Source organism: Ensifer sp. ENS07, from assembly GCF_014852185.1.
GTDB lineage: Bacteria > Pseudomonadota > Alphaproteobacteria > Rhizobiales > Rhizobiaceae > Ensifer > Ensifer adhaerens.
This window is the reverse complement of the sequence record NZ_JACVBE010000004.1, coordinates 61,571-82,430: the sequence shown is the minus strand read 5'-3', so window position 1 is coordinate 82,430 and position 20,860 is coordinate 61,571. Positions and strand designations below refer to the sequence as shown.

Genomic DNA, 20,860 nt, shown 5'->3' with positions numbered 1-20,860 from the left:
CAACCAGGTGGGATCGCTTCAACTCAAATCCATCCGCAAGGCCTACGGTAGCCATGAGGTGCTGAAGGGCATCGACCTCGAGGTGAAGGACGGCGAGTTCGTCATCTTCGTCGGCCCGTCGGGCTGCGGCAAGTCGACCTTGCTGCGCACCATCGCTGGCCTCGAGGACGCGACCTCCGGCAGCGTGCAGATCGACGGCACGGAAGTCGGCCACGTGGCGCCCGCCAAGCGCGGCATCGCCATGGTGTTCCAGTCCTACGCGCTCTATCCGCACCTGTCGGTGAAGGACAATATGGGCCTTGGCCTGAAACAGGCCGGCGCTCCGAAGGCGGAGATCGAGGACAAGGTCGGCAAGGCTGCGAACATGCTGTCGCTCGATCCCTACCTGGCCCGTCGCCCGGCCGAGCTTTCGGGCGGCCAGCGTCAGCGCGTGGCGATCGGCCGCGCGATCGTGCGCGAACCGAAGCTCTTCCTGTTCGACGAGCCGCTTTCGAACCTCGACGCGGCGCTGCGCGTCAACACCCGGCTTGAGATTGCCCGGCTGCATCGAAGCCTGAAGGCAACGATGATCTACGTGACCCACGACCAGGTGGAGGCGATGACGCTCGCCGACAAGATCGTCGTCCTCAACGCCGGCCAGATCGAGCAGATCGGCTCGCCGATGGATCTCTACAACCGCCCGGCCAACGTCTTCGTCGCTGGCTTCATCGGCTCGCCACAGATGAACTTCATCGAGGGCGCCCGGCTCGGCGATGTCAAAGCCAAGACGATCGGCATCCGCCCGGAGCACATGGCGCTTTCACGCGAGAGCGGCGACTGGAAGGGCAAGGTCGTGCATGTCGAGCACCTCGGCGCCGACACCATCGTCTATATCGATTCCGAGCAGGTCGGCACCATCACCGTCCGCCTCTTCGGCGAACATCGCTACGCGCCTGACGACATCGTCTATGCGACGCCGACGGTCGGTGCCATGCACCGTTTCGGCGACGACGACCGCGTCCTCGCCTGATGCGTTTTGAGGCTAAGGCCTCATCACAGCTGCGTGAAAACCGGCCGCCACGGGACTAACCCCTTGTGGCGGCTGAATTATTTTTTGAATAGCCGTGCTGAATGACTCTGTTGCGCTGCAAAGCGATTTAACATACATTTGTGTTTGTATATTAGCTTTCCGGTATTTTCCCCAAGCGATACCGGTTCCGCTCCCCTTCACTTCCGGACCGCACGGGCACCTTGCGAGATGCACCTGTCGCCTGCGGTCACCGAATATGGACATCGCTATGCGCATGAACCGACCGACACTGGCCGCCGCCTTGGCAACTGTGATTCTTCTTTCCGGCTGCCAGAAAGAGGAAGCACAACAGGGCGCCGCCGCATTCCCACCGTCCGCCGTCGCGGTCTTCACGACCAAGACCGAAACCCTGCCGATCACCAACGAGCTTCCGGGCCGCATCGCCGCGACCCGTGTCGCCGAGGTTCGTCCGCGCGTTTCCGGCATTGTCGTCGAACGCGTCTTCCAGCAGGGCTCCAAGGTCAACGCCGGTGACGTGCTCTACCGCATCGATCCCGCCCCCTTCCGCGTCCAGGTCGAAAAGGCAGAGGCCACGCTTCGGCGCGCCCAATCCATTCGCCAGCAGGCCCAGCAGAAGGCCGATCGCCAGGAGCAGCTGAAGAAGGCGAACGTCGTCGCCGCGCAGCAGCTGGAAGATGCGGCTGCGCTGCTTGCGACGGCCGACGCCGATGTCGCGATCGCCGAAGCCGGCCTCGCTGCGGCCAAGCTCGACCTGCAATATGCCGACGTGACGGCACCGATCAGCGGCCGCATCGGCCGTGCGCTGATTACCGAAGGCGCGCTCGTCAGCACCAACAGCTCGGAAAATCTCGCGACGATCCAGCAGCTCGACCCGCTCTACGCGGACTTCACCCAGTCGGCGACCGACCTCATCCGCCTGCGCAAGGCGCTTGAGGACGGCCAGATGATGAACGGCGACGGCGAGGAAGCCGAAGTCCAGCTCGTGCTCGACGACGGCACCACCTATGAGCACAAGGGCAAGCTCCTGTTCTCGGAGGCCGCCGTCGACGCGACGACCGGCCAGGTGACCCTGCGCGGCGAATTCCCGAACCCCGACAACGACCTGCTTCCCGGCATGTATGTTCGCGTACTTGTGCAGCAGGGCGTCGAGAAGGACGCGATCACCGTTCCGCAGCAGGCCGTCCAGCGCAACAACGCCGGCCAGTCGCAGGTTTATGTCGTCGGCGCCGACAACAAGGTCGAGTTCCGCAACGTGACCCTCGGCCGCACGATCGGCACCCGCTGGCAGGTGACCTCCGGCATCAAGGCCGGCGAAAAGGTCATCGTCGAAGGCTTCCAGAAGATCGGCCCCGGTGCCCCCGTCGAGCCGACGGACTGGAACCCGGACGCCAAGCCGACTGCCGAAGCAGCGCAGACAACGGCCGCTGCCGACGAAAAGCCTGCCGAAGCTACAAAGTGAGTTTGATTGATGCCTAGTTTTTTCATCGACAGGCCTATTTTTGCCTGGGTGGTGGCGATCTTCATCATGGTCGCCGGCGTCATTGCGATTCCGCTTCTGCCGGTATCGCAGTATCCTGACGTCGCGCCGCCGCAGATCTCCATCAACACGAGCTACCCCGGCGCCTCGTCGCAAGACACCTATCAGAGCGTCACGCGACTGATCGAAGACGAGCTGAACGGCGTCGAAGGCCTGCTCTATTTCGAGTCGACCTCCAGCGCCTCCGGCTCGGTCGAAATCAGCGCCACCTTTGCACCGGGCACCGACCCGGGACAGGCGGCCGTCGACATCCAGAACCGGGTTCGCCGCGTCGAACCGCGCCTGCCCGATTCGGTCAAGCGCCAGGGCGTGCAGGTCGATGAAGCCGGCTCCGGCTTCCTGATGATCGTGGCTCTCACCTCGACCGACGGCTCGATGGACGCCATCGGCCTCGGCGACTATCTAAGCCGCAACGTGCTTAGCGAAATCCAGCGCGTGCCCGGCGTCGGCCGTGCGCAGCTGTTTGCCACGGAACGCTCGATGCGCGTCTGGCTCGATCCGGACAAGATGCTGGGTCTGAACCTGACGGCTGCGGACGTGACCAATGCGATCACGGCGCAGAACGCCCAGATCGCTTCGGGCTCGATCGGCGCACAGCCGAACCCGATCACCCAGCAGATCAGCGCGCCCGTCGTCGTCAAGGGCCAGCTCGAAAGCGCCGAAGAGTTCGGTGCGATCGTGCTTCGCGCCAATCCGGACGGCTCCTCCGTCCGCCTGCGCGACGTTGCCCGCATCGAGATCGGCGGCGAAAGCTACGCCTTCTCGACGCGCCTGAACGGCAAGCCGTCGGCGGCTATCGCCGTCCAGCTTTCGCCGAGCGGCAACGCCATGTCGACCTCGGCCGCCATCAAGGAACGCATGGACGAACTGGCGAAGTTCTTCCCGCAGGGCCTCGAATATTCGGTTCCCTACGACACCTCGCCCTTCGTCGCCGTTTCCATCGAGAAGGTGCTTTCGACGCTGGTCGAAGCGGTCGCGCTGGTGTTCATCGTGATGTTCCTGTTCCTGCAGAACATCCGCTACACCATCATCCCGACGCTCGTCGTGCCGGTGGCGCTCCTCGGCACCTGCGCGGTCATGCTGGCGATGGGCTTCTCGATCAACGTTCTGACCATGTTCGGCATGGTGCTGGCGATCGGCATTCTCGTCGACGATGCGATCATCGTCGTCGAAAACGTCGAACGCATCATGTCCGAGGAAGGGGCAACGCCGAAAGAAGCCACCCGCAAGGCGATGAAGCAGATCACCGGCGCCGTCATCGGCATCACGCTGGTTCTCGCCTCGGTGTTCATTCCGATGGCCTTCTTCCCGGGCGCGGTCGGTGTGATCTATCGCCAGTTCTCGCTGACGATGGTCGTCTCGATCCTGTTCTCCGCACTTCTCGCTTTGTCGCTGACACCGGCGCTCTGCGCGAGCTTCCTGAAGCAGGTTCCGAAGGGTCATCATCACGCCAAGCGTGGCTTCTTCGGTTGGTTCAACCGCTCGTTCGACAAGACGTCGCACGGCTATAGCGGCATCGTGAAGCGCCTGGTCCACCGGACCGGCCGCTACATGATCGTCTATGTCGCGGTGCTCGCCGGTCTCGGCTGGCTGTTCATGAAGCTGCCGTCGTCGTTCCTTCCGGACGAAGACCAGGGCTTCGTGATCGTCATGATGCAGCTGCCGTCGGAAGCAACGGGCAACCGCACGACCGAGGTGGTGGAGCAGGCCGAGAAGATCTTCGGCCAGGAAACGGCAGTCGAACGCATCATCGCGATCAACGGCTTCTCCTTCTTCGGTACCGGCCAGAACGCAGCGCTCGCCTTCGTGACGCTGAAGGACTGGAAGGAACGTGACGCCGACAATGCCGCACAGTCGATCGCCATGCGGGCGACGATGGCGATGAGCCAGATCAAGGATGCGATCAGCTTCGCGCTGTCGCCGCCGGCGATCCAGGGCCTCGGCACCACCGGCGGCTTCTCGTTCCGCCTGCAGGACCGTGGCGGTCTCGGCCAGGCGGCGCTGTCGCAGGCCCGCGACCAGCTGCTCGGCATGGCTGCTGAGAGCAAGGTGCTCTCCGGCGTCCGCTTCGAGGGCATGCCCGATGCGGCTCAGGTCAGCGTCACGATCGATCGCGAGAAGGCGAACACCTTCGGTGTGACCTTCGCCGATATCAACTCGACGATCTCGACCAACCTCGGCTCGTCCTACGTCAACGACTTCCCCAATGCCGGACGCATGCAGCGCGTGACGGTGCAGGCGGACGAAGGTCAGCGCATGCAGACCGCCGACCTCCTGAACCTCAACGTCCGCAACGCCAATGGCGGCATGGTGCCCCTGTCGGCCTTCGCGACGGTGGAGTGGGTCAAGGCGTCGACCCAGACGATCGGCTACAACGGCTACCCGTCGGTCCGTATCAGCGGCGAAGCCGCCCACGGCTACTCTTCGGGTGACGCGATCGCCGAGATGCAACGGCTGGCGGGCCAGTTGCCTGCAGGCTTCGGTTACGAATGGACCGGCCAGTCGCTGCAGGAAATCCAGTCCGGCACCCAGGCGCCTCTCCTGATCGCGCTGTCGTGCCTTCTGGTGTTCCTGTGCCTTGCAGCCCTCTATGAGAGCTGGTCGATCCCGGTGGCGGTGATCATGGTCGTTCCGCTCGGCGTCATCGGTTCGGTGCTCGCCGTGATGATGCGCGACATGCCGAACGACGTCTACTTCAAGGTTGGCCTGATCGCGATCATCGGTCTCTCGGCGAAAAACGCGATCCTGATCATCGAGTTCGCCAAGGAACTGCGTGAGCAGGGCAAGTCGCTGATCGACGCGACGCTGGAGGCGGCACATCTTCGCTTCCGGCCGATCCTGATGACGTCGCTAGCCTTCACGCTCGGCGTTCTGCCGCTCGCAATCGCCACGGGTGCCAGCTCCGGCAGCCAGCGCGCCATCGGCACGGGCGTCATGGGCGGGATGATCTCGGCAACGGTGCTCGCTATCTTCTTCGTTCCTGTCTTCTTCGTGTTCGTCACGAAGCTCTTCAGCCGAAAGAAGGTGGAGAACACACCGACAGCCGCAGAAAACCCGACACCCGCCGAATAAAACAAGACTGGACGGCCCGCCTCTGGCGGGCCGTCGCATGAGGAGGAATGAATGCGCCGAACAAAGGCCGATGCAGAAGCAACAAGACAGAAGATCCTGAGCGCCGCCGAGCGCGTCTTCTACGAAAAGGGCGTCTCGAACACGACGCTCGAAGAAATAGCCAAGGCCGCCGGCGTGACCCGTGGCGCCATCTACTGGCACTTTGCCAACAAGACCGACCTGTTCCTCGCGCTGCACGACGCTGTGCCCTTGCCGCAGGAAGACATGGTCGCCCGCGAGATCGAAGCGGAAGCTGCCGATACACTCTCCATCCTCGAAGGTGCCATGGGCGACTGGCTGGATGTTCTGGCCGCCGACGAGCAGCGCCAGCGCATTCTGACGATCATGCTGCGCACCAATTACGACGGCGACCTGGGCGAGGTCCTCGCCCGCCAGAAGGAACTCGACGAGCACCACAATGTCGTGCTCGAACTCGCTTTTTCCCGCGCGCTCGCCAAGGGGCAGATGCACGAGACCTGGACCCCCGCCTCCGCGACGCGGACCCTGCATTGGATGATGCTCGGGCTCTGTACGGAATGGCTGCTGTTCGGCCGCACCTTCGATCTGACGGCCGAGGGACGCGAGGGCCTGAGCCGGCTCTTTGCCAGCTTCCGCGCGCCGGCCGTTACCGCGACCGCCGTCGTAGCCCGCCTGTAACAGCTGTAGCCGGCACCCCTGTGAGTACCGGCTACATGAAGCGCCTTCCAGAACCCTCTAGCTGAACACGACCGTCTTGTGACCGTTGAGCATGACGCGCCGCTCCAGGTGCAGCTTGACGGCGCGCGCCAGCACCCGGCTTTCGATGTCGCGGCCGGTGGCGACGAAATCTTCCGCCGTCAAGGCATGGCTGACGCGTTCGGTTTCCTGTTCGATGATCGGGCCTTCGTCGAGGTCCGGCGTGACGTAGTGCGCCGTCGCCCCGATCAGCTTCACGCCACGCTCATGCGCCTGATGATAGGGCTTGGCGCCCTTGAAGCTCGGCAGGAACGAATGGTGGATGTTGATCGCCTTGCCGTAGAGGCGCTTCGACAGATTGTCGGAAAACACCTGCATGTAGCGGGCAAGGATGACGAGATCCGCGCCGGTCTCCTGGACCAGTCGCAGAAGCCTTTCCTCCTGCTCGGCCTTGTTGTCCTTCGATACCGACCAACAGTGATAGGCGAGCCCTTCGGCTTCAGCCGTACGCCGGCTGTCTTCGTGGTTGGAGACGATGGCGACGACCTCCGCGTTCAACCAGCCGACACGGATCTGGTAAAGCAGGTGCAGGAGCGCATGGTCGAACTTGGAGACGAGGACCAGGATCTTCGGCTTGACCGCAGCATCCGTGAGCGTGGTCCGCATCTGGAAACGCTCGACGGCCGGGCGAAGCGCCCGCTCGACATCACCAGCCTGAACGCTCGCTGCAACCTGGAAGGCGATGCGCATGAAGAAGCTGTTGGTCTTGGTATCCCAGAACTGGTTGCTCTCGGCGATGTTTGCGCCAAGGGCGGCAAGCTCCGTGGTGACGGCGGCGACAATGCCGGGTTTGTCGTCGCAGGACAGGACAAGAATGAAGGTCTTCGGCGCCATGATCTCCTCCGATTGCAGCCGTTTCGGATGAGGCTCGAGCCCCTTCCCAAAGGCTGCCTATGAGGAGTTGAACGCGCCGGCAATCGTTCCGGCTGCGACGGCTGACGCTTTCTATCATCCTGATGGAAAGGCGCCCGGGAGCATGGAATGCCCCCGGGCGCTGCAAGATTCGTCGCATTCGGCTTTTGAGGTTTTCTGAGAGGTTTCCATCAAAAACCCGGTGTGCACCGACTAGATCAGTGCGCCTCGTCCCAGTTGGTTGCCGCGCGCGCATCGACCTTCAGCGGCACTTTCATGTCGAGCGCCGGCATGGCGGCGTTCTCCATCACCGAGACGACGACCGGAATGGTGTTTTCGACCTCGGCGTCCTCGACCTCGAAGATCAGTTCGTCGTGCACCTGCAGCAGCATGCGGGCCGAAAGCTTCGCCTCGGCCAGCGCCGGCTCCATCTTCACCATGGCGCGGCGGATGATGTCGGCGGCCGAGCCCTGGATCGGCGCGTTGATCGCGGCGCGCTCGTTGAAAGCGCGATGCGATGGGATCGACGAGCGGATGTCCGGATAGTGGGCGCGGCGGCCGAAGATCGTCTCGACGTAGCCGTGCTCGCGGGCAAACACCTTGGTGCCTTCCATATAGTCGCGGATGCCGGGGAAACGCTCGAAATAGCGCTTGATGTAGTCGCTGGCTTCGGAGCGCTCGATCGACAGCTGGTTGGCAAGGCCGAAGGCCGAGATGCCGTAGATGATACCGAAGTTAATCGCCTTGGCGCGCCGGCGGATTTCGCTCGGCATGCCCTCGACCGGAACGCCGAACATTTCCGATGCGGTCATCGCATGAATGTCGACGCCATCGGCAAAGGCCTGGCGAAGCTGCGGAATGTCCGCAACATGGGCAAGCACGCGCAGTTCGATCTGGCTGTAGTCGGCCGAGACGAGCTTGTGGCCGGGCGTTGCGATGAAGGCGGTGCGGATCTTGCGGCCTTCGGCGGTGCGCACCGGAATGTTCTGCAGGTTCGGATCGGACGACGACAGGCGGCCGGTGGTCGTGGCGGCAAGCGCGTAGGACGTATGCACGCGCTTCGTCTCCGGATGGACGAAGCCCGGAAGCGCATCGGTATAGGTGGACTTGAGCTTGGTCAGCTGTCGCCAGTCGACGATCTTGCGCGGCAGTTCGTGGCCTTCGGCTGCCAGGTCTTCCAGAACCTGTGCCGAGGTCGACCATTGCCCGGTCTTGGTCTTCGAGCCGCCGGCAAAGCCCATCTTGCCGAAGAGGATATCGCCGAGCTGCTTCGGCGAACCGATGGTGAAGGTTTCGCCAGCGAGCTTGTAGATCTCGTCCTCGAGCCCGGCTGCGCCCTGGGCGAGCTCGCCCGAAAGCCGCGAGAGGATCTGGCGGTCGACGGTGATGCCGCGGTCTTCCATGCGTGCCAGAACGGCAACCAGGGGCCGCTCCAGCCGCTCATAGACGCGCATCAGCCCCTTGGCGGCCAATCGGGCCTTCAGGATATGCCAGAGCCTGAGCGTGACGTCCGCATCCTCAGCCGCGTAGGCGGTTGCCCGGTCGATATCGACGAAGTCGAAGGTCACCGAGGATTTGCCGGTTCCGGTGATGTCCTTGTAGGCGATCGGCTTGTGGTTCAGCCAGCGCTCAGACAGCGAGTCCATGCCATGGGTGCCGTTGCCGGCATCGACGACGTAGGACATCAGCATCGTGTCGTCGAAGCTTTCGACGGTGATGCCGTGCCGCTTCATCACGAGGTAATCGTATTTCAGGTTCTGGGCGACCTTGAGGACCGAAGGGTCCTCCAGCAGGCGCTTCAGCCGGCTCAAGGCTTCTGCGACCGGGATCTGGTTTTCGGCGAGCCCGCCGCCGAGCAAGTCGCCGACGCCGGTCTTGTGGATCAGCGGCACATAGGCCGCCCGGATCGAGGCGCCGGTCGGGTCGGCCTTGTGGTCGGCGATCGCCAGCGAGAAGCCGACGAGGTCGGCCTGCATTGCATCGAGCGAGGTCGTTTCCGTGTCGAAGCCGACGACACCGGCTTCGCGCGCGTCCGATATCCACCGGTCGAGAGTGGCGATGTCGCGGATCGTCACATAGGCGCTCTGATCCATCGGCGCCTTGGCGAAGATTTCAGCGCGTGCCGCAGCGAGCGCCTCGGGCGTCGCGTCCGCGCCATTCGCTTCGCCGGCACGCGACAGGACGGCGGCGGCTTGCGCGGCCTCGCCACGGGCGGCAGCTGCGGTGGAGGAGCCCTCGCTGACCTTTTCCGCGCCATCTCCCTTGTCGAGATCAGGGCCGCGCGCCTCGGCGCCCCATTCTACCGGCACCAAGGCTGCTTCAACGGCATCGGCGTCCGTACCGGTCGCGGCGGCGACGCGACGCGTCAGCGTTGTGAATTCCATCGCCTTCAGGAAGGCGATCAGCTTCGGACCGTTCTGCGGCTCGAGGCTCAGCTCTTCGAGCGGAACGTCGAGCGGCGTGTCGGTCTTGAGTTCGACGAGCTGGCGCGACAGACGAGCGAGATCGGCATTGGCGATGATGTTCTCGCGGCGCTTGGCCTGCTTGATCTCGCCGGCGCGGGCCAGCAGCGTTTCGAGATCGCCGTACTCCTCGAGCAGCTGTGCTGCCGTCTTCGGGCCAATGCCGGGAATGCCCGGGACATTGTCGGTGGAGTCACCGGTCATCGCCTGCAGGTCGATCATCTTTTCCGGCGGCACGCCCCATTTCTCGATCACTTCCGGGATCGAGATCTGCTTGTCCTTCATGCTGTCGTACATGGACACGTTCGAAGTCACGAGCTGCATCAGGTCCTTGTCGGACGAGACGATGGTGACGCCGGCGCCGGCGGCTTCTGCAAGCCGGGCGTAGGTGGCGATCAGGTCGTCGGCCTCATAGCCTTCCTTCTCGATGCAGGGCAGGTTGAAGGCGCGGGTCGCGTGACGGATCAGCCCGAACTGCGGGATCAGATCTTCCGGCGGCGCCGTGCGGTTCGCCTTGTACTGATCGTAGAGCGCGTTGCGAAAGGTCTTCGACGAATAGTCGAAGATGACCGCGAAATGGGTCGGCGTGACGCCGACCGAGGTGTCGCGCGCATCGGTGAGCAGCTTCCACAACATGTTGCAGAAACCCGATACCGCGTTGACCGGAAGGCCATCGGATTTGCGGTTGAGCGGCGGGATGGCGTGGAACGCCCGGAAGATGAATCCGGAGCCGTCGACGAGGAAGAGATGATCACCGTTTTTCATGGGCAAATGGATAGCGCGGGGCAAGCCAAAGGTCCATTGCGGTTTTCCCGCCAGACACTACATTCTCCACCGGTCGCGGTGGCCGCGATCGCCACCGCGGATTGCGAAAACAGGGACTGATTTCGCCTTGGGATCGAGCGCCAAAAGGCTTCGCAAGCGCCCGTTCGGCTTCACGCAAACGTTACATATTTGTAATGTCCGATTCAGCCCCGGTATCCTTGAAAAGCCACATTTGAATCCTCAAATCTTACTCAACGGCACCGAGTGATGCCGTCTTCTGGTGATTGGCCTGTCCCCCGCCCGCACCAGATGAGGACAAAGGCCTTATCCCCCTCTCCGGGCCTTTGTCCCGTTTTCAAAAGACCGTCACGGCGCCGCCTCCGCACCGTGACGGTTTTTTGTTTCTGCCGTCCGATCACCTCCGCTCAAATCCCGGTGAGACCCGACGGTCTCAAGGTCCATCGCCTGCATTGTAACTTGTCTTCATGGCGGTTCGGGCGTACCGATAGACATGGCCTTCAATCGTATGGAATCTGCGACCTACCTGGCCAGCCTGCTGGCTAAGAGCTTTTCGCGCGCGCTTCACGAGCGCGGCCAGAAGCTTGGTTTCGCGCCCGGTCAGTTTCCCATCCTGCTCGAGCTTTGGGCCGAGGAAGGCCTGACGCAGAAACAACTGCTCGATCGCCTCGACATCGAACAGGCGACGATGGCAAACACGCTCTCGCGCATGGAGCGCGACGGGCTCATCCTCCGCCGCAAGCATCCGCAGGACAAGCGCTCGCAGCAGATCTACCTCACCGAAAAGGCAAAGGAGATGGAGGCGGCCGCCAAGGAGGCAGCGCTTGCCGCCGACCAGTCGCTGCTTGCCGGCCTCAGGAATTTCGAACGCGAACTGATGCTCGAATATATGCGCATGGCGCTCGCGAGCGTGGCACGCAGCGACAGTCGCGCCTGAACGCACCACCCCCTTATGATCATTCCATCAAAAAAATTGGCTTAAAGCGGGCGTTCGCCCGTTCTAAAGCGGGGGCAGACGCGTCGATCCGGGCGCCCCGGCGCTCACCTTGCCGACGCGCCGGGCTCTCCGTTCACCGTCACCTGAGACCTCTGCCCAAAATCGCTCAAATCGATTTCGCTTTGGCGGCACATGCAGTAGGTTCCGGCGAAACTTGAAGCAAGGATATGCATGATGGCTGACATCACCCCCGTTCTCGAACGCGCAGACGCCAACCTGCCAAGGAGCCTCGACCGGCTGTTCGACCTCGTTCGGATCAAGTCGATCTCGACCGACCCGGCCTTCAAGGCGGAATGCCGCAAGGCGGCCGAATGGCTGGTGGCCGAACTCAACAGCCTCGGCTTCACCGCATCGGTGCGCGACACCCCCGGCCATCCGATGGTCGTCGCCCACCATGACGGCGCCAAGCCCGATGCGCCGCATGTGCTGTTCTATGGCCACTATGACGTTCAGCCGGTCGATCCGCTGAACCTCTGGGACACGGATCCGTTCGAGCCCGGCATCAAGGAAATCGAACCCGGCCGCAAGGTGATCACCGGCCGTGGCACGGCTGACGACAAGGGCCAGCTCCTGACCTTCGTCGAGGCGGTGCGCGCCTACAAGGACGTGCATGGCGCCCTGCCCTGCCGCGTCACCATCCTGTTCGAAGGCGAAGAGGAATCCGGCTCGCCGTCGCTGAAGCCCTTCCTCGAAGCCAATGCCGCCGAACTCAAGGCCGACTATGCGCTGGTCTGCGACACCAGCATGTGGGACCGCGATACGCCGGCGATCTCCGCTGGCCTGCGCGGCCTCGTCGGCGAAGAAGTCATCGTCCGGGCTGCCGACCGCGACCTGCATTCCGGTTATTTCGGTGGTGCTGCCGCCAACCCGATCCGCATCCTCACCACCATTCTCGCCGGCCTTCATGACGAAAACAGCCGCGTGACGCTGCCAGGCTTCTACGAAGGTGTCGAAGAGACCCCGGCCCAGATCAAGGCGGCCTGGGAAACGCTCGGCCAGACGGCAGAGAAGTTCCTCGGCGAAATCGGCCTTTCGATCCCGTCGGGTGAAAAAAACCGCTCGGTGCTGGAACTGACCTGGGCGCGACCGACCGCGGAAGTCAACGGCATCACCGGCGGCTATACCGGCGAAGGCTTCAAGACGGTGATCGCGGCCGAGGCTTCGGCAAAGGTTTCCTTCCGCCTGGTCGGCAACCAGAACCCGGAAAAGATCCGCGAAGCCTTCCGCGCCTATGTGCGCTCCAAGGTTCCGGCCGACTGCTCGGTCGAGTTCCATGCCCATGGCGGTTCGCCAGCGATCCATCTTCCGTACGAATCGCCGCTGCTCAACACGGCGAAGGTGGCCCTGTCCGACGAGTGGCCGAAGCCGGCCGTCATCATCGGCATGGGCGGCTCGATCCCGATCGTCGGCGACTTCCAGAAGATGCTCGGCATGGAATCGCTGCTCGTCGGCTTCGGTCTTTCCGACGACCGCATCCATTCGCCGAACGAGAAGTACGAGCTGCAGTCCTATCACAAGGGCATCCGCTCATGGATCCGTATCCTCGACGCGCTCGCCGCCTGATGATCGGTGCGGGACGGGGCGCGATTTTGTGCGCGCATCCCGCCCGAGCCACTTGACCCCGGAAGCCGTGGCGGAGCTCTCGCCACGGCTTCTTTGCTTTGGTTGCGTGGCTGGAGATGATGCAGCCCTCGCGCGCAAGCGCTCCATCGACGCGCATGCATCGCTGCCCGATCGGCGGGATGTCCACGCTTTACCGTTTCCCCTTCACTGTTTCCCGGCGGTTTCTCCGTTGTCGGCGGGCCGTCAATCCTTGACCTCCGGGGTCTCAGGTGCTTCCTTTTTGTGAAACAAATCACAAAGGGAAATCGGATCGTTGGCAAGGGTAAGGACCGAAGCGTCGCGCTGCGGGCGTGACGTTATGACAAAGCGGCTCAGAAAACTGAACGTCTCCGCTCGGAGAAACCCTCCGGCCGCTGCAACGGAAGTGTCCTTGAAACAACCCCGCCACGCCCTCGCATCCATCGCGGCACCGGCATGAAGCGGCTGCAGACCTATTTCTGGCCCGTTGTCGGCCTTCTGGCGATCCTGTTTTCGGTGAACGCGCTCTATCATGAGTTGCGCGACCTGTCGTTCGACGAGTTTCTCGCAAGCTTCAATGCTATTTCGCTGAGGAGCTGGCTTCTGGCGATCGGCTCGACGCTCCTCGCCTATGCAGCTCTGGCGGCCTACGACCGACTTGCGCTCGACCACCTCGGCCACCGCATTTCGCTCTGGTTCATCACGCTCTGCTCGTTCACGACCTACGCGCTGTCGCACAATCTCGGCGCCTCGGTGTTCTCCGGCGCGGTCGTGCGCTACCGCGCCTACCGTTCCAAGGGGCTTTCCCCGGGCGAAGTCGGCGTTCTCGTCGCCTTCTGCTCCTTCACCTTCACTCTCGGGACCTTGGTTCTATCGGCCGTCGTGCTTCTGGTACGGCCCGACATCATCGAGCGTTTTGCCGAATTCCTGCCGGTCGAAATGTCGCTCACAACCGGCGTGCTCATCCTCATCGTCATCGGGCTCTATGTCATCGGCAGTCTCGTCGGGCTGCCGTCGTTCCGCACGCGCTGGTTCCAGCTGCACTACCCGAAGCCGAAGATCGTTTTCCGGCAGCTGGTGATCGCTCCGGTGGAGCTGATCGGCGCCGCCGGGATCATCTATTTCGCCCTGCCGGAAGCGGGAAATCCGGGCTATATCGTCATTCTCGGGATCTTCCTTGCGTCCTTTTCGGCAGCCCTTCTGTCGCATGCGCCCGGCGGGCTTGGCGTACTCGAGCTGATTTTCATCGCCGCCTTGCCGGAAATGGACCCGGCTGCCGTGCTTGCGGCGCTTGCGATCTTCCGGCTGCTTTACCTCGTCATCCCGTTCGTGCTTGCGCTGATCGTGATCCTGGTGTTCGAGCGGGCGCGTTTCGTGGCGGAGCGCCAGCCGCCGAAGGGAAGCGACCTCCCCTAGGCGAAGAGACCGCGTCCATCACGGATATCAGGGCGCGTTGCAGACAGTGGGCAGCGCCTGTTCGAGCGGCCCCTTCACCTCGTGCAGGCGCGCCGCTTCGATCTGGTAGGGTGTAAACGGCGGCACCTGCAGCGACGGATTGATGATGCGGGCGACATAGCAGCCGGCGAAGAACCGCACCCGCCCCCGCTTCTCGATCGATTTCACCGCGACGGGAACGGCGGAATAGATGCTGCCCGCCCCGGCCTCCGTCTTCACCTTGCCGACCTTGATCTCGACAGACACCGTGCGCTCATAGCCGCGGGTGAACGCCTTGAAGCCACCGACGGGTTTCGATTCGCCTAAATAACCATAGGCGCGGGCATATTCCTTGCGGTTGACGGCGTTGTAGAGCGAGCGGACGAGCGCGGCCCCATCGGACCGGTCATCGACATAGGCGACGCTGTCCTGCGCCAGAGCTTCGCCATTCAGGGCTGCAAATGCGCCGAGGGCGAAGACGGTGGATCGAAGCTTCATGGCAGTCCTCCTTTGTCGTGCGGGCAGCCGAACACAACAATGAGGCGAAGCCATAGCAGGATTCGCGAGTGGATCGATAACGACATAGGCCAGCCACCGTTCGGCGCGGCACCGGCGATCCGTTTGACCTCAGCAAATTTGGGAGGCGGTGGGCGGCGTCACGCCGATGAGCAGAAAGCCGCGGGCATAAGCGCAAAATGAAAAGAGCCCCGTGTGGGAGGAGGTACACGGGGCTCTCGAACTTGATCGGCAGCTGGGAGGAGGAGTGCCGCCGATCCGCATCGGGCGCCGCGGGAGGAGGTGCAGCGCTTCGATGAGTCGTATAATAATTATGCGCCGCAACAATTTCAAGACATCATTTTGCACTGCACAAAATCGTGAAGGAAAGGCAGGGCCAAAGGCATCGTCCCTGACGTCGGATCGCGGTTGGTGCATCCGGAGGACCGCCGCGACCGATAACCTGATAGAAACCACAACTACTGATGGCAGGTTCCTTTTGTTCAGCTTTTTCGACATACATCTACGTGTAAGCCAAGAATAAATTTTCACTCAGTAATTGCAGGCGCTCAAATGAAATTGCTGCTCCAGATTCCGACCGCCCTCATCGTTGTCCTGATTCTTGCGACCTGGCTTGCCAGCCTCCGTCTCGTGGTGCTGCCGCCCGGCTCCCTCAAGCTCAAAGCGATGACGGCCCTCGTTTATCAGGGACATGGCTTCCGTCTGATCGACAGCCCGCTCGGCATGTGCGGCCGTCGGGCCCACCCGGCCGCCGACTGCGAGGAGGTGGCCATGAACCATCTGGGCAAGCGGGTGCTGCTGCGGATGCCTTTCAGCCAATGGCTCTACGATTACACCGATCCCTATCCGGTGAGCCCCACGGCATCGGTCGAAGAGACTCCGCTTCGAAACGCCATCCAGTGAGAACCGGCGAGCACGGGCTCGGACCTGGAGGCGCATGCGCGCCTAAGCGTCAAGGTTTTGAACCATCAGGCTTTTTCACAACGACTTTCTTAACCACCCCTTAAATTGCCGCATTTAAAGTTCACCCGGTCGCCGTGGCGGATGGGCGTGGGACGCCGTTACCGCCGTTGAAATCGATTGGCCGCAACGATAGCGCCAAGGGCCACCGCTGGGCGGTGAGGGATAGATCAAACGGCATGGCAGCAAGCGGCAGGTCAGGACAGCGGATCGAGCCCTCGTTCGGCGGAAACGAGGACGATGACGACGACGATTTTCGCGTAGAGGCCAGCGACCGCGTGACCACGAGCCGCAAGGCGCCACGCGGCAAATCTTCCGGCCAGACCAACAGGAGCAGCGGCAAGAAGAAGCCAGCCGGCAAGCGCGGCGGCGGCCGTCGCGGCTCCGGTGGCGGTGGCTTGGTCGGCCTTGTCCGCACGCTGTTCTACTGGTGCATCGTGCTCGGCATCTGGGGCGCGATGGGCGTCGGCGGCCTGGTGCTCTACTACGGCGCGCGCATGCCGAGCGCCGAAAGCTGGTCGATCCCCGATCGCCCGCCGAACGTGAAGATCCTTGCCGTCAGCGGCGACATCATCGCCAACCGCGGCACCACGGGCGGCGAAGCGCTTTCGCTCGAAAACATGTCGCCCTATATCCCGCAGGCAGTCATCGCCATCGAGGACCGGCGCTTCTATTCCCATTTCGGCATCGACCCCTTAGGTCTGGCCCGCGCCATGCTGACGAACGTCACTACGGGCCGCATGGTCCAGGGCGGCTCGACGCTGACGCAGCAGCTCGCCAAGAACCTGTTCCTGTCGCCGGAGCGCACGCTGGAGCGCAAGGTGCAGGAAGTCTTGCTCGCCTTCTGGCTCGAGCAGAAGTATTCCAAGGACCAGATCCTGGCGATGTATCTCAACCGGGTGTTCTTCGGCTCCAACGCCTATGGCGTCGAAGCGGCCTCGCGGCGCTACTTCAACAAGTCGGCACGCGACGTGAACCTCGGCGAGGCGGCCCTGCTCGCGGGCTTGCTCAAGGCCCCTTCGCGGCTCTCGCCGGCGCGTGATCCGAAGGCGGCGGAAGAGCGCGCCCAGATCGTGCTGGGCGCGATGCGCGAGGAAGGCTTCGTCACCGACAGCGAGATCAAGACGGCGATGTCGCAGACGCCGACCAAGGCCAAGAGCTACTGGTCGGGCGCCGAGCATTATGTCGCCGATATGGTGATGGACCAGCTTCCGGGCATGATCGGCGAGATCAAGGAAGACCTGGTCATCGACACGACGATCGACCTCAATCTCGAAAAGAAGGCCGAGGAAGTGATTGCCGCGACGCTGGACGCCGATGGCAAGAAGCTCGACGCCTCGCAGGCCGCCCTCGTCTCGGTCGACGGCACCGGCGCCATCCGGGCGCTCGTCGGCGGCAAGGACTATGCCGAGAGCCAGTTCGACCGCGCCTCCAAGGCCAAGCGCCAGCCGGGCTCGGCCTTCAAGCCCTTCGTTTATGCCGCGGCCATGGAGATCGGCCGCACGCCGATGTCGATCCGCAATGACGGTCCGGTTCGGATCGGCAACTGGACGCCGGAGAATTACGACCAGAAATATCGCGGCGAGGTGACGCTTGCCGATGCGCTCGCCAACTCGCTGAACACGATCGCAGCCCAGCTGGTCATGGAGGTCGGCCCTTCCAACGTCGTCAAGGTCGCGCACCGCCTCGGTATCGATTCCGAGATGCAGGCAAACGCCTCGATCGCGCTCGGGACGTCGGAAGTGAGCCTCGTCGAACTGACCTCGGCCTATGCCCCCTTCATGAATGGCGGCTTCAAGGCGACGCCGCACGTGATCCGCCGCATTTCCAAGGCGGACGGAACGGTGCTCTACGAAAACACCTACGACAACCCGCCGCGCGTGCTCGATCCGGCGATCGTCAGCGAGATGAACCAGATGCTGCTGCGGGTGCTGACCAAGGGCACTGGCAAGAAGGCGCAGCTGAAAGGCTGGGAAGCGGCCGGCAAGACCGGCACGACGCAGTCCTTCCGCGACGCGCTGTTCGTCGGCTACACCTCGAATCTCACGACCGGCGTCTGGTTCGGCAACGACGACGGCAAGTCGATGAAGAAGGTCACCGGCGGCGGCCTGCCGGCCAAGGCCTGGCACGATTTCATGATGGCGGCCCACGAAGGGCTTTCGCCCTCGCCGCTGTTCGGGACGACCGGCGTGCAGCCGGTCTTCGACGACGGCACCGCGCCGCCCCCAGGCGACCTGATGTCCGGCGACCCGGAAGCCTTCCCGGAAGCACCCGTCGGCGTCGATGGCGGCGTCGCGGTCGGGCAGCGTCCGGTCGACCAGGGCGGCGCCCCGTGGGGCGGCCAGACGGCGGATCAGGGCAACGGCGGCATGGTACCGCCGGCCGATGTCGGCCAGACGACCGGGGCCACGCGCCGCACCACGCTTTTCGATATTCTGACCGGCGGCTGAGCCGCCCGTGAACCTCGATTTGACAGGGGATCCGGCCTGTAGGCAGGCTGCGGCCGATGGCCCATTTCGGGCTAGACAAATCCCGGGCTTGCTTTTGCCCCCAAACGCCCCGCAGAATGCCTTGCAGTCCGAAACGCCGGTCCTTATATACGCCGCATCGGCGCAGTCTAAGCTGCGAAGAAATCCAAAGACCATCCCGTTAGGGGCTGTCTCACGAATGCCTGACCGGGTTCCGACAGTCCGCTGCAAGGAGAGAACGACATGGCTAAAGTTATTGGTATTGACCTGGGAACGACCAACTCCTGCGTCGCCGTCATGGACGGTAAAGACGCGAAGGTGATCGAAAATGCCGAGGGTGCGCGCACGACCCCCTCGATGGTGGCATTCAGCGAAGACGGCGAGCGTCTCGTTGGCCAGCCGGCCAAGCGCCAGGCTGTCACCAATCCGGAAAACACGCTTTTTGCGATCAAGCGCCTGATCGGCCGGACCTTCCAGGACCCGACCACGCAAAAAGACAAGGACATGGTTCCTTACAAGATTACCAAGGCCGACAATGGCGACGCCTGGGTCGAAGCGCACGGCACGGATTACTCCCCGTCGCAGATCTCCGCCATGATCCTTCAGAAGATGAAGGAAACGGCCGAATCCTACCTCGGTGAAAAGGTCGAGAAGGCCGTCATCACCGTTCCGGCCTACTTCAACGACGCCCAGCGCCAGGCAACCAAGGATGCCGGCAAGATCGCCGGTCTCGAAGTTCTGCGCATCATCAACGAGCCGACCGCGGCAGCGCTCGCCTACGGCCTCGACAAGAAGGACGGCAAGACGATCGCCGTTTACGACTTGGGTGGTGGTACCTTCGATATCTCGGTTCTCGAAATCGGCGACGGCGTCTTCGAAGTGAAGTCGACCAACGGCGACACCTTCCTCGGTGGCGAAGACTTCGACATGCGTCTCGTCCAGTACCTCGCCGGCGAGTTCAAGAAGGAACAGGGCATCGACCTGAAGAACGACAAGCTCGCTCTTCAGCGCCTGAAGGAAGCCGCTGAAAAGGCCAAGATCGAGCTGTCCTCGTCGCAGCAGACCGAAATCAACCTGCCGTTCATCACGGCTGACGCTTCCGGTCCGAAGCACCTGACGATGAAGCTGACCCGCGCCAAGTTCGAAGCGCTTGTCGACGACCTGATCCAGCGCACCGTCGCGCCGTGCAAGGCAGCCCTCAAGGATGCCGGCGTCTCGGCTGCCGAGATCGACGAAGTCGTTCTCGTCGGTGGCATGAGCCGCATGCCGAAGGTGCAGGAAACCGTCAAGCAGCTGTTCGGCAAGGAGCCGCACAAGGGCGTGAACCCGGATGAAGTGGTCGCCATGGGCGCCGCCATCCAGGCCGGCGTTCTGCAGGGCGACGTCAAGGACGTTCTCCTGCTCGACGTCACCCCGCTGTCGCTCGGCATCGAAACGCTCGGTGGCGTCTTCACCCGCCTGATCGAACGCAACACGACGATCCCGACCAAGAAGTCGCAGACCTTCTCGACCGCCGACGACAACCAGTCGGCCGTGACGATCCGCGTCTCCCAGGGCGAGCGTGAAATGGCTGCAGACAACAAGCTGCTCGGCCAGTTCGACCTCGTCGGCATTCCGCCGGCACCGCGCGGCATGCCGCAGATCGAAGTGACCTTCGACATCGATGCCAACGGCATCGTGCAGGTTTCGGCCAAGGACAAAGGCACCGGCAAGGAACACCAGATCCGCATCCAGGCATCTGGCGGCCTCTCCGACGCCGACATCGAAAAGATGGTCAAGGACGCCGAAGCCAACGCTGAAGTCGACAAGAAGCGTCGCGAAGGCGTGGAAGCCAAGAACCAGGCCGAAAGCCTGATCCACTCCAGCGAGAAGTCGCTGAAGGATTACGGCGACAAGGTTTCGGAAACGGACCGCAAGGCGATCTCCGACGCGATTGCCGCGCTGAAGACCGCCGTCGAAGCCTCCGAGCCGGACGCCGAAGACATCAAGGCCAAGACCAACACGCTCATGGAAGTTTCCATGAAACTCGGCCAGGCGATCTACGAAGCGCAGCAGACGGAAGCCGCTCATGCGGATGCCGCCGCCGACGCTGCCCGTGACGGCGATGTCGTCGATGCCGACTACGAAGAAGTCAACGACGAAGACGATCGCAAGCGTTCGGCCTAAGTCGCCCTTCAAACAGACGGAAAAGCCCGGGTTCGCCCGGGCTTTTTTGTTGCCGGTCTCGCCCGTCAGGGCCTGCAATATCGGCGATCGGCACTGTGACTTGCCGCAAACGTACCTTTTCCGACAAAAAACCGTATCTACCGCCGTTCGGGCTATGGTATCGCGCTTCAAGGTTTACTAAATCGGTGGCAAGGTAAACGGGCAGCCGCCGAGCCATCGCGCTGGCTT

Annotated in this window: 13 protein-coding genes; 10 read left to right on the top strand and 3 right to left on the bottom strand. The window is 63.0% G+C overall.

Annotated elements, in window-relative coordinates; genetic code table 11:
- Window positions 1-7 precede the first annotated feature (7 nt).
- The 4 genes from IB277_RS15230 (at window position 8) to IB277_RS15215 (ending at window position 6,335) form a co-directional block, all read left to right on the top strand.
- Window positions 8-1,009, top strand: a complete 1,002-nt coding sequence (locus IB277_RS15230) for an ABC transporter ATP-binding protein (RefSeq protein WP_034804877.1) — start codon at window positions 8-10, stop codon at window positions 1,007-1,009.
- Between the two features lie 256 nt (window positions 1,010-1,265).
- The gene (locus tag IB277_RS15225; protein WP_034804880.1) at window positions 1,266-2,489 is read left to right on the top strand and encodes an efflux RND transporter periplasmic adaptor subunit; all 1,224 of its coding nucleotides are present in this window, start codon (window positions 1,266-1,268) and stop codon (window positions 2,487-2,489) included.
- A gap of 9 nt (window positions 2,490-2,498) precedes the next feature.
- Complete coding sequence (locus tag IB277_RS15220) at window positions 2,499-5,639, top strand: efflux RND transporter permease subunit (RefSeq protein ID WP_034804897.1); 3,141 nt, start codon at window positions 2,499-2,501, stop codon at window positions 5,637-5,639.
- 51 nt (window positions 5,640-5,690) lie between these two features.
- The gene (locus IB277_RS15215) at window positions 5,691-6,335 is read left to right on the top strand and encodes a TetR family transcriptional regulator (protein WP_034804901.1); all 645 of its coding nucleotides are present in this window, start codon (window positions 5,691-5,693) and stop codon (window positions 6,333-6,335) included.
- Window positions 6,336-6,392: 57 nt separating this feature from the next.
- On the opposite strand, the gene purU is transcribed toward IB277_RS15215, so the two are convergent.
- The gene (gene purU, locus IB277_RS15210; protein ID WP_051659688.1) at window positions 6,393-7,247 is read right to left on the bottom strand and encodes a formyltetrahydrofolate deformylase; all 855 of its coding nucleotides are present in this window, start codon (window positions 7,245-7,247) and stop codon (window positions 6,393-6,395) included.
- A gap of 236 nt (window positions 7,248-7,483) precedes the next feature.
- Window positions 7,484-10,492 carry a DNA polymerase I gene (polA, locus tag IB277_RS15205; RefSeq protein WP_034805279.1) on the bottom strand — a complete coding sequence of 1,003 codons (3,009 nt, stop codon included), beginning with the start codon at window positions 10,490-10,492 and terminating at the stop codon, window positions 7,484-7,486.
- Window positions 10,493-11,003: 511 nt separating this feature from the next.
- Between polA and IB277_RS15200 the strand changes: the two genes are divergently transcribed.
- From IB277_RS15200 to IB277_RS15190, 3 genes are all read left to right on the top strand, one after another.
- On the top strand, window positions 11,004-11,447 hold the full coding sequence (locus tag IB277_RS15200) for a MarR family winged helix-turn-helix transcriptional regulator (protein WP_060519455.1): 444 nt from the start codon (window positions 11,004-11,006) through the stop codon (window positions 11,445-11,447).
- Between the two features lie 231 nt (window positions 11,448-11,678).
- Entirely contained in the window at window positions 11,679-13,070 is a 1,392-nt protein-coding gene (locus IB277_RS15195) for a M20/M25/M40 family metallo-hydrolase (protein WP_090296151.1), read from the top strand.
- Window positions 13,071-13,544: 474 nt separating this feature from the next.
- Window positions 13,545-14,504 carry a YbhN family protein gene (locus tag IB277_RS15190; RefSeq protein WP_090296148.1) on the top strand — a complete coding sequence of 320 codons (960 nt, stop codon included), beginning with the start codon at window positions 13,545-13,547 and terminating at the stop codon, window positions 14,502-14,504.
- Window positions 14,505-14,531: 27 nt separating this feature from the next.
- On the opposite strand, the gene IB277_RS15185 is transcribed toward IB277_RS15190, so the two are convergent.
- Window positions 14,532-15,020 carry a hypothetical protein gene (locus IB277_RS15185; RefSeq protein WP_090296146.1) on the bottom strand — a complete coding sequence of 163 codons (489 nt, stop codon included), beginning with the start codon at window positions 15,018-15,020 and terminating at the stop codon, window positions 14,532-14,534.
- A gap of 570 nt (window positions 15,021-15,590) precedes the next feature.
- On the opposite strand from IB277_RS15185, the gene IB277_RS15180 reads away from it, so the two are divergent.
- The 3 genes from IB277_RS15180 (at window position 15,591) to dnaK (ending at window position 20,632) form a co-directional block, all read left to right on the top strand.
- Window positions 15,591-15,941, top strand: a complete 351-nt coding sequence (locus tag IB277_RS15180; RefSeq protein WP_090296145.1) for a hypothetical protein — start codon at window positions 15,591-15,593, stop codon at window positions 15,939-15,941.
- A 236-nt stretch (window positions 15,942-16,177) separates the two neighbouring features.
- Window positions 16,178-18,448: a transglycosylase domain-containing protein gene (locus tag IB277_RS15175; RefSeq protein ID WP_060580539.1), complete on the top strand. Its 2,271-nt coding sequence runs from the start codon at window positions 16,178-16,180 to the stop codon at window positions 18,446-18,448.
- A gap of 261 nt (window positions 18,449-18,709) precedes the next feature.
- Window positions 18,710-20,632, top strand: coding sequence for a molecular chaperone DnaK (dnaK, locus tag IB277_RS15170; RefSeq protein WP_034804922.1), 1,923 nt, complete (start codon window positions 18,710-18,712; stop codon window positions 20,630-20,632).
- Window positions 20,633-20,860: the final 228 nt, after the last annotated feature.

Excerpts from the sequence above, each read along its gene's own strand:
- IB277_RS15225 (WP_034804880.1), top strand. The coding sequence starts at position 1,266 with ATGGACATCGCTATGCGCATGAACCGACCGACACTGGCCGCCGCCTTG.
- IB277_RS15220 (WP_034804897.1), top strand. The coding sequence starts at position 2,499 with ATGCCTAGTTTTTTCATCGACAGGCCTATTTTTGCCTGGGTGGTGGCG.
- IB277_RS15215 (WP_034804901.1), top strand. The coding sequence starts at position 5,691 with ATGCGCCGAACAAAGGCCGATGCAGAAGCAACAAGACAGAAGATCCTG.
- purU (WP_051659688.1), bottom strand. The coding sequence starts at position 7,247 with ATGGCGCCGAAGACCTTCATTCTTGTCCTGTCCTGCGACGACAAACCC.
- polA (WP_034805279.1), bottom strand. The coding sequence starts at position 10,492 with ATGAAAAACGGTGATCATCTCTTCCTCGTCGACGGCTCCGGATTCATC.
- IB277_RS15200 (WP_060519455.1), top strand. The coding sequence starts at position 11,004 with ATGGCCTTCAATCGTATGGAATCTGCGACCTACCTGGCCAGCCTGCTG.
- IB277_RS15195 (WP_090296151.1), top strand. The coding sequence starts at position 11,679 with ATGATGGCTGACATCACCCCCGTTCTCGAACGCGCAGACGCCAACCTG.
- IB277_RS15190 (WP_090296148.1), top strand. The coding sequence starts at position 13,545 with ATGAAGCGGCTGCAGACCTATTTCTGGCCCGTTGTCGGCCTTCTGGCG.
- IB277_RS15185 (WP_090296146.1), bottom strand. The coding sequence starts at position 15,020 with ATGAAGCTTCGATCCACCGTCTTCGCCCTCGGCGCATTTGCAGCCCTG.
- IB277_RS15180 (WP_090296145.1), top strand. The coding sequence starts at position 15,591 with ATGAAATTGCTGCTCCAGATTCCGACCGCCCTCATCGTTGTCCTGATT.
- IB277_RS15175 (WP_060580539.1), top strand. The coding sequence starts at position 16,178 with ATGGCAGCAAGCGGCAGGTCAGGACAGCGGATCGAGCCCTCGTTCGGC.
- dnaK (WP_034804922.1), top strand. The coding sequence starts at position 18,710 with ATGGCTAAAGTTATTGGTATTGACCTGGGAACGACCAACTCCTGCGTC.